This window comes from Wenzhouxiangella sp. YN1 (genome assembly GCF_056324145.1).
On the sequence record NZ_JBJNIO010000157.1, the window covers coordinates 44,546 to 61,990 of the forward strand.

Here is a 17,445-nt window from a genome sequence, read left to right on the forward strand (position 1 = left end):
GATGCATCTGGATTTCGCCCTGATTCTGACCGTGCTGACGCTGCTCACCGCCGTGTTCTGGCTGTTCGAGCGCTACTACTTCCGCCGCCGTCACGACAGCGACAAGGAGCCGGAAGGCGCCCACAAGACTGTCGAGGTGGTCGGTTCGCTGTTTCCGGTGCTGTTGCTGGTGCTGGTGTTCCGCTCCTTTCTGTTCGAGCCGTTCAAGATCCCTTCCGGCTCCATGATCCCGACGCTCTGGATCGGTGATTTCATTGCCGTCAACAAGTATGCCTACGGACTGCGCCTGCCGGTGATCAATAACAAGATCGTCGCCGTCGGCGAGCCCGAGCGTGGCGATGTCATTGTCTTTCGCTTTCCCGAGGACGAGCGGGTCAACTACATCAAACGCGTGATCGGGTTGCCCGGCGATACCGTCACCTATCGCAACAAGCAGCTCTATATCAATGGCGAGCCGATCGAGCAGGAGCCGGCCGGTCGCTGGGAAGGCGTGGGGCTCAATCGCAACCCGCCGGGCAGCGAGCCGATGAAGCGGCTGGAGTATCTGGAACAACAGCCGCACCCGATCGTGGTCTATCCGGGGCGGTCCAACCACCGGGTCGAGTCGGTGAAAGTGCCGGCAGGACATTATTTCGTCATGGGCGATAATCGTGATCAGTCGCTCGACAGTCGTGCCTGGGGCTTCGTGCCAGAAGAGAATCTGGTGGGCAAGGCCGTACGCATCTGGATGCACTGGGACTGCTCCCGGGGATGTGTCGACTTCGGCCGAATCGGTGATAGAATCGATTGAGCCTGTGGGGATTGAAATTCTGAGGGACCCGGGATAATGGAAACAATGCACAACCAGCGTGGACTGAGCCTGCTCGGCTTCATCTTCATTCTTGTTCTGGTGCTGTTCTTTACCTACATCGGCATCAAGCTGGTGCCGGTTTATCTGAACCACATGTCCCTGATGAGCGAGGTCAAGGCCGTGGCGTCCGAACCCGGTACCGCCAACCGCCCGCCGAGCGCAATTCAGCGCGATCTGGTTCGTCGGCTCAATATCAGCTATGTCGACTACGTCGAGCCGCAGCACATCACCATCGAGCGCGGCGATAAGCCGCAGCTGGTCGTGCAGTACGAAGTCGAGAAGCACCTCATGGGCAATATCGACGCCATCATTCGCTTCAATAGTGCCAAACCCCTGCAGAACTGAGCACCGCCGGCGGCTTCCGGGAATCGACTACCGGTTCCACGATGCCGGTTTGTTGGCGCAGGCGCTGACCCATCGCAGCTTTGGTCCGGGCCATTATGAGCGGCTGGAGTTTCTGGGCGACAGTCTGCTGAGCATGGTCATTGCCGAGCAGCTTTTCCACGCCCGGCCGCACGCTTCAGAGGGTGACCTCAGTCGTTTGCGCTCGCGCCTGGTGCGTGATGTGACGCTGGCGCAGCTCGCTCTTGAGCTGAATCTGAACGACCATGTACGACTCGGCGGTGGTGAGCTCAAAAGCGGCGGCTTTCTTCGTCCTTCCATTCTCGCCGACATGATCGAGGCCATCATCGGGGCGGTTTATCTGGACGGAGGCTTTGATGCCGCCCGGCGGGTGATCGTCGAGTTGTTCGCTGAACGTCTGGCGGACTTGCCCGATGCCGACAGCCTGAAAGATCCCAAGACCCGGCTGCAGGAGTTGCTGCAGGGCCGTGGTCACGAACTGCCCGAGTACCGGGTGATATCCGAATCCGGTGCCGACCACGCCCGGCATTTCGAGGTGGAGTGCCGGGCCGGGTCGCTGGTCGATCCGGTGCGCGCCGGCGCCGGCGGCCGGCGCAAGGCAGAACAGGCAGCCGCCCGCTTGATGATCGAACAACTTGATACCCTGTTCGCAAGCGCTTCCGGCCGCAACGCCGGACCCGATACAGGTGAATGACAGCAGCATGAGTGCAACTCACAGCGGATATGTGGCCCTGCTGGGGCGCCCCAACGTCGGCAAGTCGACCCTGCTCAATGCGCTGGTGGGAGAGCGGGTGGCGATTGTCACGCACAAGCCGCAAACCACGCGCCACCGCATTACCGGGATTGTTACCGAAGAACGCGGGCAGGTGGTGTTCATGGACACGCCCGGGTTGCACCGGCGCCGCGATCACGCGCTCAATCGACGCCTGAATCGCATTGCGGCTGACACTCGTCTGGGGGTGGACCTGGCGATCATGCTCGTCGATGCCACGCGCTGGACCGAGGAAGACGATGTGGTGCTGGAGATGCTCGGGCAGCTCGAGCAGCCGCGTATTCTGGCCTTCAACAAGATCGACCTGCTCAAGGACCGTTCCCGCTTGCTGGAGCAGACCGCTGCGTTGAATGCCCGGGTCGAATTCGATGCGACTGTCTATATCTCGGCGGCCAAAAGCAGGGGGCTTGGCGACCTGCTCGACGAGGTGTTCCGACACCTGCCCGAAGGCGAACCGGTTTTTGAGTCCGGCATGTTTACCGACAAGTCCGAACGCTTTCTCGCCGCGGAGCTGATTCGCGAACAGCTGATGCTGCAGCTGCACCAGGAGATACCCTACGGCATCACCGTGATGATCGAACGCTTTGATCGCGGGCCCGGCCGTGTCGAGATCGATGCCTTGATCCTGGTAGCCAGTAACCGGCACAAGGGGATGGTGATCGGGCGGGGCGGTGAGGTGCTCAAGCGCGTGGGAACGCGCGCGCGGCTGGCCATAGCCGAATTGTTCGATGAGCGGATTCATCTCGAGCTCCACGTAAAGACCCGGTCGGACTGGATGGACGACGAGGCCGCGCTCGAGGAGCTGGGCTACAGGCGCTGAACATGGCGCGGGTGGAGCAGTGTCCCGGCTGGGTCATCCATCGTCGGCCCTGGCGGGAGTCCAGCCTTCTGATAGAGCTCTTCACTCGCGACTACGGGCGCGTCGGGCTGGTGGCCAAAGGGGCGCGCGGAGCGCGCTCGCCCTGGCGCGGCCTGGCCGAGCCTTTCGTCCCGCTGGTCGCTTCCTGGTCACGCCGGGGCGAGCTGGGCACGCTGACACAGCTGGAAACGGCCGGCTCCCGCTGCGCACTGACCGGTCGCGCGCTGTGGTGCGGTCTCTATGTCAATGAACTCCTTTTGCGCCTGCTCGAGCGTGATGATCCCCACCCCCGGGCGTTCGATGCCTGCGCCGGAGTGTTTCAGGCGCTGGCCAGCGGCAGCGAAACACTGTCGCTGCTGCTGCGCCGGTTCGAAATCACGCTGCTCACCGATATGGGGGTGGCGCCGGAGTTCGGCCTTGATGCAGCCAGTGGTCAGGCCGTCGTCGCCGGGCAGCTGTATCATCTGCAGCCTGAGGTCGGTTTCGTGGCCGTTGGTCGGCCGGGAGCCGATGTGTTTCGCGGTGAAGCAATTCTTGCGCTCAAAGCCGGCTGGACAGACGATCGCGATACCGCACGCGCCATGCGCGAGCTGATGCGGCGCTTGATCGACCACCAACTCGACGGTCGCCAGCTCAATTCGCGCCGGCTGCTGGCGGGTGCAAGGGGTTTGAATACAGGAGACAAAACATGAGTGGACCCATGCTGGGTGTCAACATCGACCACGTCGCCACCCTGCGCCAGGCACGGCGCGGTCATTATCCTTCGGTCATCCAGGCGGCACTGGTGGCGGAACAGGCCGGCGCCGATGCGATCACGATTCACCTGCGCGAGGATCGCCGGCATATTCAGGATGAGGACGTGCGGCTGCTTGCGGCCACCATCGGCACACGCATGAACCTGGAGCTGGCGGTGACCGAAGAAATGCTGGCCCTCGCCGAGGAGATCAGGCCGAGCGATGTCTGCCTGGTGCCCGAGCGTCGCGAAGAACTGACGACCGAAGGTGGCCTGGATGTGGCTGCCGGCCGCGAGCGTATCGCCGCGGCCTGTCAACGCTTGACTGCTGCCGGCGTGCGCGTGAGTTTGTTCATCGGCCCTGAACCGGAACAGCTCGAGCTGGCCGCGGCCGTCGGGGCCCCGGTGGTTGAAGTGCATACCGGCGTCTACGCCGAGGCGCGGGGCCAAGACGTGGCCACGGAGCTGGCTCGCCTGCGCGAGGCCGTGGCCGTGGGCAATCGCCTTGGGCTCGTGGTCAATGCCGGGCACGGGCTGGATTATCACAACATCCGGCCGGTGGCGGCGATGGAAGGCATTGCCGAATTCAACATCGGCTATGCGATTGTCTCGCGGGCGATATTTACCGGGCTGGAAAGCGCGGTGCGTGAAATGCGCGCGCTGATCGGCGGCGCGGCCGCCTGAGCCCCCCCGACCGGCTCAGAGGTGGCGCAGTGAGCGCCGGGTGGCGTGCGCGATCCGCAGAAAGCTCAGATAGGAGGTGCCCGGCGAGCTGTCACGGCCGGAGCGCAGCCGCTGGCGCAGCATCTCGCAGGCCTGGGTCATGCGGATGGCCCCGGCATAGCCGCTGGCGCCAACCCACTGGTGGAGCAGGTCAGCGACTTCGGTGTAGCGTCGATCGGCCATCAGCCGATCAAGCTCCGGCAGTTTCTCGTCGAGTTCGCTCGAGAGCATGTCCTGCAGTCGCGCGGCCAGTTCGGCATCGCCATTGGCCGCTGCCAGGGCGCGGCTGCGGTCGATCAGCTGGGTCGGGGCGGCGGGCCTTGCCTGTGTCTGGCGCGGCGCTTCCGGGTTGAACAGCGCGTCCAGGGCAGCCAGCAGATCGGCAATGCTGATCGGTTTGTTCAGGTAATCATCGAAACCGGCCTCGAGCAGCCGGATGCGCTCCTCGGGGCGTGCATCAGCGGTGAGCGCCACCATTCGGGCGCGGGCCGAGCGCGACTCGAGATCGCGTATCCTGTTGGCCGTGGCCAGTCCGTCCATGCGGGGCATGTGCAGATCCATGAGAATGACGTCGAAATCCTCACGTTCGCACAGTTCGATGGCACCCTCGCCGTCTCCGGCCAGGCAAACCCGGGCTGCTACCCGGCTCAGGCCGGTGCCGAGAAACTCCCGGTTGATGCGGTGGTCATCGACGACCAGCACGCTGAGCCGCTCGACCGCGTAGCGTGATGTTTTTGCGCTCATGGCTTGCATCTTACCCGAGGGCCGCGGCGGGCAAAACCGTTCTGGCACTGGCCGGCCTGCTGCTCGGAGCGGTCGCCATCGGCGCTGAGGATCCGGCTGACAGCCGGTTGACGGTCGAGTCGGGGCCGGGTCGGGCCGGCGCTTTGCAATGGCAATCGCTTGATCTGGAGCTCCAGCCCGGAAAGGCCGGGGCTGCGGCCGGGGCGTGGTCGCTGCGGGTCGCCGGCGTCGATGCCGCCGGGGTTCGTGGCACGCTGCGCGTGGACTGCAGCGAGGGCCGGCTGAGCGCGGGCTATCCACGCTGTGCCCGGGGCGAGTTCGAATGGCGCGGAGCCGATGACCGCCCGGTGCTCAGCGGGCGCCTGCGACCGCCGCCGAACGGACATGGCCTGGGCTTCGAGCTTGCCGGAGGTGGCCTGTTCGCACAGCTCGAGTGGCCGTCGTCTGACCAGCCGGAGCTGCGGCTGGCGTTGCAGGCGAATGGTTTCGATCTTGCCGCCGTGCCCGCGCAGTTCATCGAGCCGCTGGGCTTGAGCGTGCTGGAGGGCAGGGCCAACGGGGAGTTGCATTTCGAGCAGGGCCGCCTGGAGCTCGATCTGAAGCTGGCCGGCGTGGGCTTTGATCGTCAGGACGGACGCGTGGCCGGGGCCGATCTGGGCCTGTCGCTGCGCGCTGCCGTCGCTGGGTTCGGGGCCGACTCGGCGCTGCGGTTTTCCGGCCGCATTGCGCAGCACGCCGGCGAGCTGTTGATCGGGCCGGTCTATCTGCCACCGCCCGAGCAGCCGCTTGAATTGCAGCTGGCGGGCTCCGGCCTCACGGACAGTGCGCTGACGCTGGATACCCTGACGTTTCGCGACGGCGAGCTGCTCGAGGCCGATGCTTCGCTCGTGTTGATTCGCCAGCCCGATGGCTGGCGCCTGCAGCAGGCCGATATCGAGCGCGTCGAACTGCAGCTGCCCGGCGCCTGGCAGCGCTGGGCCGAGGGACTGGCTTCAGCGCGCGGGCTGGGCGGACTGGAAACGGTGGGTGAGATCACCGGCTCCGCCCGCTGGCAGGAGGGTGGCCTGAATTCGCTGGCGCTATCGTTCGACGGCGTGAGCGTGGAAGATCCCTCGGAACGCTTCGCCCTGAGGTCCCTCGACGGGCATCTGCGGCGGTTTCCCGGGCAGTTCGAAGCCGAATTGTCCTGGCAGGGGCTGGGGCTCTACCGGCTGGCTTTCGGCGCATCGAGCCTGCAGCTTGTGGGCCAGCCACAAGACTGGCGTCTGGCCCGACCGCTGCGCCTGCCTCTGCTCGACGGGGCGCTGGTGTTCGACCGGCTTGAAATGACCTCAGCGGATCGTGAGCTACCCTCGCTATCGCTGGATGCACGCATCGAACCGCTTGACCTGACGCCTCTGACGCGCATGCTGGGCCTTCCCGAGTTCGGCGGCGAGCTGTCCGGCGCTTTCCCGGGGGTCGAGCTGGAGGGCGAACGCATTACGTTTTCCGGCGGCATCGACGTGCAGGCGTTTTCCGGCGCCATTCGGCTGGAAGAACTGGTCATCGAGCGGCCTTTCGGGTCCTTGCCGGCCCTGGCCGCCCAGGTTGACATCGAGCGGCTTGACCTCGCCGAGGTGACCGGTGCGTTCAACTTTGGTCACATGGGGGGCAGGGTGTCGGGCTGGATGCGTGACCTTCGGCTGCTCGACTGGCGCCCGGTAGCGATGGACGCCCGACTCTATACTCACGAGGACGTGCCCGGCCGACGCATCAGCCAGCGCGCGGTCGAAAACCTCTCGCGGCTGGGCGGCGGCGCGGCCGCTCTGGGCGCGACGCTGTTGAGAATGTTCGAGGAGTTTCCCTACCGCCGCGCCGGCCTGGCCTGCCGCCTGGATCGCAATATCTGCCACATCGACGGCGTCGCCCCGCACGAGTCGGGCGGCTTCTACATTGTCGAGGGGCGCGGCCTGCCGCATCTGGATGTGGTCGGGCATCGGCGGCTGATCGACTGGCCGCGGCTCGTTGCCCAGCTGGTGGCGATAACGGAGGGATGAGCCGCAGCGGGTGCGCGCGTCACCGCTGCCGCGTCAGGAGCCGGTCGTTATCTGCCAGCTGCGATCGAGCACGACTTCCAGCACCAGCTTGCTGCCAAAATAGCCCAGCGCGAGAATGGCCATGGCCGTCAGGGTCCAGCGCACCGCCCGGCGACCGCGCCAGCCCAGACGCCACCTCCCCAGCAGGAGCAGACCGAACAGCAGCCACGACAGGATGGACAGCCCGGTCTTGTGTGCCAGGTGCTGGGCAAAAAGGTGGTCGACGAAGACCAGTCCCGAAGCCAGGCTCAGCGTGAGCAGCAGCCAGCCGGCCAGAATCAGGCGGAACATGATGGTCTCGATCACCGTCAGCGGCGGCAGAAACTCGAGCCGGCGAACCAGCCTGGGGTGGCGCAGGCCGTAATCCTGCGCGGCGAGCATCAGCGCATTGATGGCGGCGATGCTGAGCAGGCTGTAGGCCAGCAGGGAGCTGACGATATGCAGTCGGGCAGCTGCCGTGATCCGGCCGAGTATCAGCGGATCCATCGGCACCAGCCACTGCAGCGCTACGCACAGCGCGGCGCCCGGGGCGGCAATGATACAGGCTTCGATCGCCCGTGGACGGGCCGCCGCGGCTGCCACCAGGCTGGCCATGATCAGCGCTGCGGCCAGCGAGAGCATGTTGACGAAGTTGGCGTCGCGGCCGGCCGGGCTGTCGATGGCGTATGCCAGCGACAGGATATGCAGCAGCACCCCGAGTGCGGACAGAATCATCCCCAGATGCCGCAGGCGGCGGCGATCGAATGCCTCGGTCAGCACCAGGTCAGCGGCGCCGGCCAGGTAGAACACAATCGGCAGCAGGTGGATCAGGGCGTTGTTGTCCAAGGATGTTCGACTGAAATGGACTCCACCCCAGTATAATGTGTCCATGACCACTCGTAATAAGCATTCTGATGTTTGATCAGCTCAGTAAAAGACTATCCGGTTCTCTGGAGCGGCTGAGAAGCCGCGGCCGTCTGACCGAGGACAATATCCGTGAGTCTCTGCGCGAAGTGCGCGTTGCTCTGCTCGAGGCCGACGTGGCGCTGCCCGTGGTCAAGGACTTCATCGCCCGGATCAACGCGCGTGCGGTCGGGCAGGAGGTCACCCGAAGCCTGAAACCCGGGCAGGCCCTGATCAAGGTCGTTCACGAGGAGCTCAAGCACGTGCTCGGCGACGAGCAGGCGCCGCTGGCCCTGGATCGCCAGGCGCCGGTGGTGATTCTGCTGGCGGGCCTGCAGGGCGCGGGCAAGACCACCACCGCCGGCAAGCTGGCAAAGCTCATCCAGGAGCGCGAGAAGAAAAAGGTCATGCTGGCCAGCTGCGATGTCTATCGCCCGGCCGCCATCGACCAGCTCGAAACCCTGGCCGGGCAGGTGGAGGCGGGGTTCTTCCGTGCGGACGAGAACGCAGATCCGGTGCGCATTGCCGAAGATGCGATCGGCCAGGCGCGCCGGCAGTTTGCCGATGTGCTGATCCTGGACACGGCCGGCCGGCTGGCCGTCGACGAGGCGATGATGGACGAGATTCGGCGGCTGCACGCCGCCGTCGATCCGGCCGAGGTGCTGTTCGTGGTCGACGCCATGACCGGTCAGGACGCCGCCAATACTGCCAGGGCCTTCCACGAAGCCCTGCCGCTCAGTGGCGTGGTGTTGACCAAGACCGATGGTGATGCGCGCGGCGGTGCAGCGCTCTCGGTGCGCCACATCACCGGCGCGCCGATCAAGTTTCTCGGCACCGGCGAGAAGGTCGACGGCCTCGAGCCCTTTCACCCGGACCGCCTGGCTTCGCGCATCCTCGGCATGGGCGACGTGCTCAGCCTGGTCGAGGAAGTCGAGCGCAAGGTCGATCAGAAACAGGCCCGAAAACTGGCCGGCAAGGTCGGCAAGGGCAGCCGCCGTTTCGGGCTCGACGACTTCCGCGACCAGTTGTTGCAGATGGACAAGCTCGGCGGCATGGGCGCGCTGATGGACAAGTTGCCGGGCATGGGCAACCTGCCCGAAGCAGTCAAGTCGCAGGTCGACGATCGCCAGACCCGGCGCATGATTGCCATCGTCAATTCGATGACGCCCAGGGAACGGCGTTACCCCGATACCATTCGCGGGTCGCACAAGCGCCGTATCGCCGCGGGCTCGGGGCAGCAGATACAAGATGTCAATCGCGTGCTCAAGCAGCACAAGCAGATGCAGAAGATGATGCGCAAGGTCGGCAGCAAGGGCGCAATGGCAAAAATGATGAAGCGCCTGCCCGGCGGCATGCCCGGCGGGGGTGGTCGGCCGTTCTGATTGCGGCCGGCCGGCGCCAGCGAGCCGGCCTCGGGCGCAGCCCGAGTCCGCGGGCGCGTCGGGTTTTTGCGGCACACTAGCTCTTCCCATAGCCGGTGTAATCCGCTAGAATTGTGGGTTTGCCGAATTCAGCAATTGCAAGCGTCGGGTCCGGAAGCGGGCCCGGCGACACCCAGGAGAGAAGATGGTCAAGATTCGCATGAGCCGGGGCGGTGCCAAGAAGCAGCCCTTTTACCACATTGTCGTCACCGACAGCCGCAAGGCGCGTGACGGTCGCAATATCGAACGCCTCGGGTTCTTCAATCCGGTTGCACGCGGTCAGGACGAGCGCCTGCGCGTTGATCTGGAGCGCGTCGACTACTGGCTGGGCCACGGCGCCCAGATCTCCGAACGGGTTCGCGACCTGGCCAACGAAGCGCGTCGGGCCCAGTCGGCGGCCTGAGTCGGATGGTGGACGAATCGGTCGTCGTCGGCCGATTCAACGGCCCCTGGGGGGTTCGTGGCTGGGTCAAGGTATGGTCCGACACTCGGCCGCCAACCGCCATTTTCGACTATCAGCCGTGGCGCTGCGGCGAGCACGGCGACTCCCTCCGGATTGATCGCTGGCAGCAGTCGGGCCCCCGCCTGGTGGTCAAGCTGCACGGCATCGATACCCCGCAACAGGCAGCAGCGCTTGGTCGACAGGTCATTCGGGTGGCGCGCACTGCGCTGCCCGAGCCGGCGCCCGGCGAATATTACTGGCATGACCTGATTGGCCTTGAAGTGGTCAACCTTCAGGGGCACCGCTATGGCCGGGTGGCAGCGATGCGGGAAACCGGCGCACACGACGTGCTCGAGATCAGCAGTCAGGGCGACACCGTCCTGATTCCCTTCGTGGTCGACCAGTTCGTGCGCTCGGTGGACCTGACCGCCGGCCGGATCACGGTCGACTGGCCGCTGGAGTGGACCGAGCCGGTTTGATGCCATGCTTTCGCGCGTCGACGTCATCACGCTTTTCCCTGACTGGATCCACAGCCTGCGCCAGCTTGGCCTGACCGGGCGGGCGCTGGCCGACGGCCGCATCGACCTGCACTGCTGGAACCCGCGCGACTATGCCCTCGGCGTGCACAAGAGCGTCGACGATCGTCCCTATGGCGGTGGTCCCGGCATGGTGATGCGCCCCGAGCCGCTGGCGCAGGCCATCGAGGCGGCGCAGGCTGAGGGGGCGCCTGCGCGCGTCGGCTGTCTCACGCCGCAGGGGCGGCGCCTCGACCAGCAGGCGGCGCGCGAGCTGGCCGGCCGCGAGCGCCTGATTCTGGTGTGTGGCCGCTATGAGGGAATCGACGAGCGGGTGATGCAGAGGCTGGTCGATGAGGAATGGTCGGTCGGCGATTTTGTTCTCTCCGGCGGCGAGCCGGCAGCGGCCGTCATGATCGATGCCGTCGTGCGTTTGCTGCCGGGCGTGCTGGGCCATGAACTGTCGGCCGAGCAGGACTCGTTTTCAGATGGGCTGCTCGATTGTCCGCACTACACCCGCCCGGAGTCCTGGCGCGGACTGGACGTGCCGTCGGTGCTGCTCAGCGGCGATCACGCCCGGATCGAGCGCTGGCGACGGGCGCGAGCCATCGAACGCACCCGGCAGCGGCGGCCGGATCTGCTGGAGGCGGCCGAGCTCGACGACACCGATCGGGCGGTGTTGGAAGAATTTTCCGCGCTCGAGCGAGACAAGCGCTGAAAAACCGGTTAGAATACTCGGCTTGTCTGCCCCGGTGCGGGGCAAAAGAAATGCGCTCTTAGTCAACGCGCCAATCGGGAATCAGCAGTCATGAGCAATATCATCGACGAAATCAACAAAGAACAGACTGAACGCGAACTGCCGCCTTTTGCCGCTGGCGACACGCTGGTGGTGAATCTGTGGGTTCGTGAGGGCGAGCGGCAGCGCCTGCAGGCTTTCGAGGGCGTGTGCATTGCCAAGCGCAACCGCGGCGTCAACTCGGCCTTTACCGTTCGCAAGGTGTCCTACGGCACTGGTGTCGAGCGGGTGTTCCAGACCTACAGCCCGCTGATCGAGTCGATTCAGGTCAAGCGCAAGGGCAAGGTGCGTCGCGCCAAGCTGTTCTATCTGCGTGAGCTGGAAGGCAAGGCCGCCAGAATCAAGGAAAAGCTCTCGGGGGCCGCGCGCAACCGCGCCAGCGCCTGAATCCGGCCAGAACCTCGAGCAACCAAAGGGCCGACCATTGTGTCGGCCCTTTTGCTGTGCGTTCAAAGGCGGCAGGCGATGCGTATCGGCTGTCAGCCCGTGCCGGCCCTGACCTTGCCGTCTCTTTCCTTGTCGCTGCGCTTGCCGGCAGCCGCCGGCGGTTGATCGTCCCTGTCTGCAGGCTGGCCGGGCGCCTCGCCCCCGTGGAGGTCGTCTTCGCGGATGATGCGGCTGTTGCCGTTGAAGCGGGCGCCGGGCTCGATGACCAGTTCGGCGACGGTGAGGTCGCCAGTGACCCGGCCGCCGGCCACGATTTCAAGGCGTTTGGCGCTGATGTTGCCCTCGAAGCCGCCGCAGATCACGACGTGTCGCGCCTGCAGTTCTCCCTCGATGCTGCCCGTTTGCCCGATGGCGACTTCCGCCTCGGAACAAATCGTGCCCTCGATTCGACCGTCAACGTGAAGGTTGTCGCTCAGGGCAAGGTCGCCGACAAATTTTGAACCGGCGGCAATGAGGGTCGATTCGGCGTGTTGGCTGCTGCCGTTCGCACGACCTCGCTTAATGATTCCCATTGAACGCGATCCTCTTCGCTGAACAGTATGTCGTACTCCTCCAGCGACCAGCGCAGGAAGGGCGAGGGGTCGAGGCGGCGCTGCAGATAACGCACCTCGTAATGCAGATGTGGTGCGGCCGATTGCCCGGTATTGCCCGAATAACCCAGCAGGTCCCCGCGCTTGACGTAGCTTCCCGAATCGATCTCGATGGCGTCAAGATGGCCATAGATGGTCGAAAAGCCGTAGTTGTGAATGAGTTTGACCATCTTGCCCAGGCCGGAGTCGGGGTGCATGGCGGCCCATTCGACCACACCGTCGGCGGTGGCATACACCGGCGTACCGCGTCTGGCGCGCAGATCGACGCCGCCATGCAGGGCTTTGCTGCCGCGGATGGGATGGTGGCGCATGCCGTAATTGCTGGTTACAAGTTCCGATGTCACCGGGTAGCCGCTGGGTATCGAGCGCAGCATCAGGCGCTTTTCCAGGGCCGTCTGCGCGGCGCTGTCGAGGCGCTGCGCCAGCGGGCGTTCAGCTGCGGGCTCGAGGCCGATCAGGGTTTCGATACGTTGCACTTCGCTGCCCAGGGCCGCCAGTTCGCTGCGGCGCTGATGGACTTCGTGTTCGAGGCTGCGTCGCTGCCTGGCCAGCTGCTGCTTGTCGGCGCGAACGGCCGCTTTTTCGGCAGCCAGCTCGGAGACCTCGCTGTTGAGCGCGCCGACTCGGCTCGACAGCAACACAAGGCCGGCGGCGCCGGCGACCATGACCACCGCCAGGCTGACGGCGGCGCCGGCAATCACCCGCCGTACCAGCTGGTCGAAAGTGAAGTGGCGCGAGCCGCGATAGTCGGTAATGGTGACGTGGTAGCGTTGCCGCATTTGCAGGATTGAAATCGTGTTGTTGTTGGTGGCCCGCGTGTATCTGCGGGCGGGACCGGCCGGAGTTCGGGGCGCCAATTATGCGAGTCCCGGGCGACGGTTGCAAACGCGCGACTGGCCCGACCGTTACAATTCGAGCTGTCTGCCAACATCGTGTCAAGGGAGTCCGGGTCATGAACAAGCTGATTTTGGTGCTGCTGTCGTGCCTTTTTCTGATTGCCTGCGGTGGCGCCGAGGAACCCGGCGCCGGCCCGTCAGACGGCACCGGTGACGAGCGGGCCGCTCAGGCCCCCTCGGGTGTTACCGCCCCCGAGAAATCCGGAATATCCGAAAAGTCCGAAGCATCGGGAACCCCCGGGGCCGTCGCCGAACCGCGGCCGGAAATCTATTCCGAATTCACCCTCACGGCTGACCTGAGTCACCTCAGCGCTGATCAGCGGGCAATGGTGGCGGTGCTGATCGATGCCAGCCGGATCATGGACAAGCTTTTCTGGCGCCAGGCCTTCGGCAACCGCAACGCCCTGTTCGAGCAGGTCGAAGGCAGGGCCGCGCGGGAGTTTGCTCGTATCAACTACGGTCCCTGGGACCGTCTGGCCGGTAACCGGCCGTTCATTCCGGGTTACGGGCCCAAGCCCCCGGGAGCCAACTTCTACCCGGCCGACATGACCGACACCGAGTTCGACGCGCTCAATGATCGCCGCAAGGATGATCTCTACAGCCTGATCCGGCGCGACGATGCCGGCGCGCTGGTCGTCAAACCCTATAACGAGGCCTATGCCGAGCGCCTGGATGACGCCGCGACACTGCTCGAACGGGCCGCAGAGCTGGCCGAAAACGACAGCTTCAAGCGTTACCTGGAGCTGCGCGCCGATGCCCTGCGCACCAATCGCTACCGGCCCTCCGACCTGGCCTGGATGGAGGCTGCCGACAACCGGATCGATTTGATCTACGGCCCGATCGAAACCTACGAGGATCAGCGCTATGGCTACAAGGCCGCCTTCGAGGCGTATGTGCTGATCAAGGACCTGGCGTGGAGTGAGCGCCTGGCCCGCTTCGCCGGGTTTCTGCCCGAGCTGCAGCGCCAGCTGCCCGTGCCCGCCGCTTACAAGGCCGAGCAGCCCGGCAGTGAGGCCGAGCTCAATGCCTACGACGTGGTCTACTACGCTGGTGACTCGAACGCCGGCTCCAAGACCATCGCCGTCAACCTGCCCAACGACGAGGAGGTGCAGCTGGCCCGGGGCACGCGCCGCCTGCAGCTGAAGAACGCCATGCGTGCCAAGTATGACCGCATCCTGCGGCCGATTGCCGAGGTGGTCATTGCCGCTGAGCAGCGCCAGCATGTCACCTTCGACGCGTTTTTCGGCAACACCATGTTCCACGAGGTAGCCCACGGTCTCGGCATCAAGAACCTGGTCGAGGGCGAAGGTACCGTGCGTTCGGCGCTCCGGGAGCACGCCAGTCCGCACGAGGAGGGCAAAGCCGATGTCCTCGGGCTCTACATGGTGCGCGAGCTCCACGAGGCCGGGGAAATTGACGGTGAAATCATGGATTATTACGTCACTTTTCTGGCTTCGATCTTCCGCTCGGTTCGTTTCGGTGCCTCCAGCGCCCATGGTCGCGCCAACATGATGCGGTTCAACTACTTTGCTGATTTCGGCGCTTTCGAGCGCGACGACAGCGGCCATTATCGCGTGGTGGCCGAGCGCTTCAGCGAGGCCATCGACGCCCTCTCGCGAGAGATTCTGGTCATGCAGGGTGACGGCAATTACGCCAAGGCCGGCGACATGCTCGATGAGCTGGGCGTGATTGGCGCCGAACTGCAGTCCGATCTGGATCGCATTGATGAGGCGGGCATTCCCGTGGACGTGGTCTTCAGGCAGGGCAAGGACGTGCTGGGCCTGGATGCGCCGTGACGATTGCCGCCAAGGAGGCCTCGGCAGCAATCTGGCGGACTTGAAACCGGTCGTGTTCGTGCCCACTTCGAAAGGCAGTTGAACAACTGTCCCGAAAAGGTCATGACTGAAGTAAACGCCCCTGAAACCCGTCGTTTCGACACCGAGGTGCATCAGCTGCTCAAGCTGATGATCAACGCGCTGTATTCCAACCGCGAGATCTTTCTCCGGGAGCTGATTTCCAACGCTTCCGATGCCAGCGACAAGCTGCGCTTCGAGGCGCTGACCAGCGAAGCCCTCAAGGGCCTGGATCAGGATCTGGCCATCGATGTGCGCTTCGATGAGGCTGCGGGCACGCTGACGGTTGCCGACCGCGGCATCGGCATGAACCGCGAAGAAATCATCGCCAACCTCGGCACCATTGCCCGCTCCGGAACCAAACAGTTCCTGGAGTCGCTTTCGGGCGACAAGCAGCAGGATGCGGCGCTGATCGGTCAGTTCGGCGTCGGCTTCTACTCGGCTTTCATCGTCGCCTCGGAGGTCACCGTCGAGAGCCGGCGCGCCGACGAACCGGCCGACCATGGCGTGCGCTGGACCTCGACGGGCGACGGCGAATACCAGCTCGAGTCGATCGAGCGAGACGCACAGGGCACCACGATCACCCTGACCCTGCGCGATGAGCACAAGGACCTGCTGTCCGAGTGGCAGCTCAAGCGCATCATCCGTCATTATTCCAACCACATCGCCTTTCCGATCCGGCTGAGCGCCGCCGGGGAGGACGAACAGGTGCCCGCCACCGTCAACGACTCCAAGGCGTTGTGGGCGCGCAGCCGGGCAGAGCTTTCGGATGAAGACTATCAGGAGTTCTATACCAGCCTGACCGGCGACGAGGAAAATCCCCTGAGCTGGGCGCATCACCACGTCGAGGGCAGCCAGCGCTACAGCATGCTGCTGTATCTGCCGTCGCAGGCGCCGTTCGACATGCTGGTCAATCGCGATGAAAGAGAGGGCGTCAAACTCTACATTCAGCGAGTCTTCATCATGGACGCGGCCGAGCAGGTCGTGCCGCGTTATCTGCGTTTCATGCGTGGAGTGATCGACTCGGCCGATCTGCCGCTCAACATCTCGCGAGAGATCCTGCAGGACGATCCGCTGATACGGAAGATTCGGGCGACGGTCGTCAAGCGCTCGCTCGACCTGATCGAAAAGCTGGCGAAAGAAGGCGGCGAAGCCTGGGAGAAGTTCTGGCACGCCTTCGGCAGCGTGCTCAAGGAAGGGGTGATCGAAGATTTCGAGCAGCGCGAGCGCATCGCCTCGTTGCTGCGTTTTGCCTCGAGCAAGAGCGACGACGAATCAGTGGGGCTCGACACCTATATCGAGCGCATGGCCGCGGACGATGACAGCGACCGCAGCGGCGATGACGACAGCGGTGGTGATGGCAGTCAGGGCACGATCTGGTTTCTGACCGCCGACAGCCTGAAGGTGGCGAGAAGCTCGCCGCATCTGGAAGCCTTCCGCAAGCGCGGAATCGAGGTTCTGCTGCTGACCGATCGCATCGACGAGTGGCTGGTGGCGCACCTGCACGAGTACAAGGGCAGGCAGCTCAAGTCCGCGGCCAGCGGACAGCTTGATCTGGGCGACGATCAGGCCGAGCCCGACGAGTCGGCGCAGGCGCTGGCCGGGCGCATCAAGAAGGCGCTCGGCGAGCAGGTCGGCAACGTGCACGCCGGCAGCCGTCTGACGGATTCTCCGGGCTGCATCGTGGGTGACGATGACGCGATGAGTCTGCAGATGCAGAAAATGCTGCGTCAGGCCGGCCAGGAAGTGCCCGAGAGCAAGCCTGATCTGGAAATCAACGCCGATCATCCGCTGTTGCAAGCCATGGCCGCCGAAAGCGGCGAGGCGCGCTTCAGCGAGCTCTCGCAGTTGTTGTTCGACCAGGCCCTGCTGGCTGAAGGCGGTGAGCTGGCCGACCCGGCTGCTTATGTCAGTCGGGTCAACGCCCTGTTGGTCAGTGCCCTCAGTGGCGCTGACGGTGGCTCGAAGTCGTAGGTTTGCGTTGTATTGTCGTCGGATGAGTTCCTGATCTTCGTGGCCCTGGTGGTGTCATCAAAGCCCGCAAAAGGCGGAGCGCGGCTGTTGTCCGATGAGTGAGGCCGTTCGGCTCGATAAATGGCTGTGGGCGTCGCGTTTTTTCAAGACGCGTGGCGTTGCTCAGCAGGCGATCAAGGGCGGCAAGGTCGAGATCAACGGTGCCTCGCCGAAGGCTTCGCGCCTGGTGCGCCACGGCGATCGTCTGCGCGTGACCAAGGGCGAGGTGCGCTTCGAGGTCGTGGTGGAACAGCTGGGCGAAAAGCGCGTGTCCGCGCCGTTGGCCCGGGCCATGTACAGCGAAACCGACGCCAGCCGGCAGGCGCGTGAGCGCCTGGCCGAGGAGCGCCGATTGAATGCTGCCGCGGGTATCTCGCCCGCGCGCCGGCCCGACAAGCGCGAGCGGCGTCAGCTGCGCAGGTTCAACCGCGGCGAGTGAACGCCCTCGCGCCATCGCGAAGCCGGGCTGAA

The 17,445-nt window shown here is 64.8% G+C and carries 19 protein-coding genes; 15 read left to right on the top strand and 4 right to left on the bottom strand.

Going from position 1 to position 17,445, the window contains the following annotated elements; all coding sequences use genetic code 11:
* The first annotated feature begins 1 nt into the window (after window position 1).
* The 6 genes from lepB to pdxJ are packed head-to-tail and all read left to right on the top strand — an operon-like array spanning window position 2 to window position 4,261.
* Window positions 2-790: a signal peptidase I gene (gene lepB / locus ACEWQZ_RS13105; protein WP_476483552.1), complete on the top strand. Its 789-nt coding sequence runs from the start codon at window positions 2-4 to the stop codon at window positions 788-790.
* 45 nt (window positions 791-835) lie between these two features.
* Complete coding sequence (locus ACEWQZ_RS13110; protein ID WP_476483553.1) at window positions 836-1,195, top strand: DUF4845 domain-containing protein; 360 nt, start codon at window positions 836-838, stop codon at window positions 1,193-1,195.
* The gene (gene rnc / locus ACEWQZ_RS13115) at window positions 1,173-1,907 is read left to right on the top strand and encodes a ribonuclease III (RefSeq protein WP_476483554.1); all 735 of its coding nucleotides are present in this window, start codon (window positions 1,173-1,175) and stop codon (window positions 1,905-1,907) included. Before ACEWQZ_RS13110 ends, rnc begins: the two co-directional genes overlap by 23 nt.
* Window positions 1,908-1,914: 7 nt before the next feature.
* Entirely contained in the window at window positions 1,915-2,805 is an 891-nt protein-coding gene (gene era / locus ACEWQZ_RS13120) for a GTPase Era (protein WP_476483555.1), read from the top strand.
* Between the two features lie 2 nt (window positions 2,806-2,807).
* The gene (recO, locus tag ACEWQZ_RS13125) at window positions 2,808-3,536 is read left to right on the top strand and encodes a DNA repair protein RecO (protein ID WP_476483556.1); all 729 of its coding nucleotides are present in this window, start codon (window positions 2,808-2,810) and stop codon (window positions 3,534-3,536) included.
* Window positions 3,533-4,261, top strand: coding sequence for a pyridoxine 5'-phosphate synthase (gene pdxJ / locus ACEWQZ_RS13130; protein WP_476483557.1), 729 nt, complete (start codon window positions 3,533-3,535; stop codon window positions 4,259-4,261). The genes recO and pdxJ overlap by 4 nt, the downstream gene beginning before the upstream one ends.
* A gap of 15 nt (window positions 4,262-4,276) precedes the next feature.
* Here the strand turns inward: pdxJ and ACEWQZ_RS13135 are convergent, their stop codons facing one another.
* On the bottom strand, window positions 4,277-5,044 hold the full coding sequence (locus ACEWQZ_RS13135; RefSeq protein WP_476483558.1) for a response regulator: 768 nt from the start codon (window positions 5,042-5,044) through the stop codon (window positions 4,277-4,279).
* Here ACEWQZ_RS13135 and ACEWQZ_RS13140 point away from each other — a divergent pair.
* The gene (locus ACEWQZ_RS13140; protein ID WP_476483559.1) at window positions 5,029-7,080 is read left to right on the top strand and encodes a hypothetical protein; all 2,052 of its coding nucleotides are present in this window, start codon (window positions 5,029-5,031) and stop codon (window positions 7,078-7,080) included. The two genes, ACEWQZ_RS13135 and ACEWQZ_RS13140, sit on opposite strands and share 16 nt — an antisense overlap.
* 33 nt (window positions 7,081-7,113) lie before the next feature.
* Here ACEWQZ_RS13140 and ACEWQZ_RS13145 read toward each other — a convergent pair whose 3' ends face one another.
* A complete protein-coding gene (locus tag ACEWQZ_RS13145) occupies window positions 7,114-7,944 on the bottom strand; it encodes a cytochrome C assembly family protein (protein WP_476483560.1) in 831 nt (276 codons plus the stop codon).
* Window positions 7,945-8,012: 68 nt separating this feature from the next.
* On the opposite strand from ACEWQZ_RS13145, the gene ffh reads away from it, so the two are divergent.
* The 5 genes from ffh to rplS all read left to right on the top strand — a co-directional run bounded on the left by ffh (window position 8,013) and on the right by rplS (window position 11,562).
* Window positions 8,013-9,383, top strand: coding sequence for a signal recognition particle protein (ffh, locus tag ACEWQZ_RS13150; RefSeq protein ID WP_476483561.1), 1,371 nt, complete (start codon window positions 8,013-8,015; stop codon window positions 9,381-9,383).
* Between the two features lie 184 nt (window positions 9,384-9,567).
* The gene (rpsP, locus tag ACEWQZ_RS13155) at window positions 9,568-9,825 is read left to right on the top strand and encodes a 30S ribosomal protein S16 (RefSeq protein ID WP_476483562.1); all 258 of its coding nucleotides are present in this window, start codon (window positions 9,568-9,570) and stop codon (window positions 9,823-9,825) included.
* Between the two features lie 8 nt (window positions 9,826-9,833).
* Window positions 9,834-10,343, top strand: coding sequence for a ribosome maturation factor RimM (gene rimM / locus ACEWQZ_RS13160; RefSeq protein ID WP_476483563.1), 510 nt, complete (start codon window positions 9,834-9,836; stop codon window positions 10,341-10,343).
* A 4-nt stretch (window positions 10,344-10,347) separates the two neighbouring features.
* A complete protein-coding gene (trmD, locus tag ACEWQZ_RS13165) occupies window positions 10,348-11,097 on the top strand; it encodes a tRNA (guanosine(37)-N1)-methyltransferase TrmD (RefSeq protein WP_476483564.1) in 750 nt (249 codons plus the stop codon).
* A 90-nt stretch (window positions 11,098-11,187) separates the two neighbouring features.
* On the top strand, window positions 11,188-11,562 hold the full coding sequence (rplS, locus tag ACEWQZ_RS13170; RefSeq protein WP_476483565.1) for a 50S ribosomal protein L19: 375 nt from the start codon (window positions 11,188-11,190) through the stop codon (window positions 11,560-11,562).
* A gap of 92 nt (window positions 11,563-11,654) precedes the next feature.
* Here rplS and ACEWQZ_RS13175 read toward each other — a convergent pair whose 3' ends face one another.
* Both ACEWQZ_RS13175 and ACEWQZ_RS13180 read right to left on the bottom strand, forming a co-directional pair.
* The gene (locus tag ACEWQZ_RS13175) at window positions 11,655-12,134 is read right to left on the bottom strand and encodes a bactofilin family protein (protein WP_476483566.1); all 480 of its coding nucleotides are present in this window, start codon (window positions 12,132-12,134) and stop codon (window positions 11,655-11,657) included.
* On the bottom strand, window positions 12,035-12,991 hold the full coding sequence (locus ACEWQZ_RS13180) for a peptidoglycan DD-metalloendopeptidase family protein (protein WP_476483567.1): 957 nt from the start codon (window positions 12,989-12,991) through the stop codon (window positions 12,035-12,037). The genes ACEWQZ_RS13175 and ACEWQZ_RS13180 overlap by 100 nt, the downstream gene beginning before the upstream one ends.
* 173 nt (window positions 12,992-13,164) lie before the next feature.
* On the opposite strand from ACEWQZ_RS13180, the gene ACEWQZ_RS13185 reads away from it, so the two are divergent.
* From ACEWQZ_RS13185 to ACEWQZ_RS13195, 3 genes are all read left to right on the top strand, one after another.
* Window positions 13,165-14,904 carry a dipeptidyl-peptidase 3 family protein gene (locus tag ACEWQZ_RS13185; RefSeq protein ID WP_476483568.1) on the top strand — a complete coding sequence of 580 codons (1,740 nt, stop codon included), beginning with the start codon at window positions 13,165-13,167 and terminating at the stop codon, window positions 14,902-14,904.
* Between the two features lie 102 nt (window positions 14,905-15,006).
* Complete coding sequence (htpG, locus tag ACEWQZ_RS13190; protein WP_476483569.1) at window positions 15,007-16,935, top strand: molecular chaperone HtpG; 1,929 nt, start codon at window positions 15,007-15,009, stop codon at window positions 16,933-16,935.
* A gap of 94 nt (window positions 16,936-17,029) precedes the next feature.
* Window positions 17,030-17,413 carry an RNA-binding S4 domain-containing protein gene (locus ACEWQZ_RS13195; protein WP_476483570.1) on the top strand — a complete coding sequence of 128 codons (384 nt, stop codon included), beginning with the start codon at window positions 17,030-17,032 and terminating at the stop codon, window positions 17,411-17,413.
* Window positions 17,414-17,445: the final 32 nt, after the last annotated feature.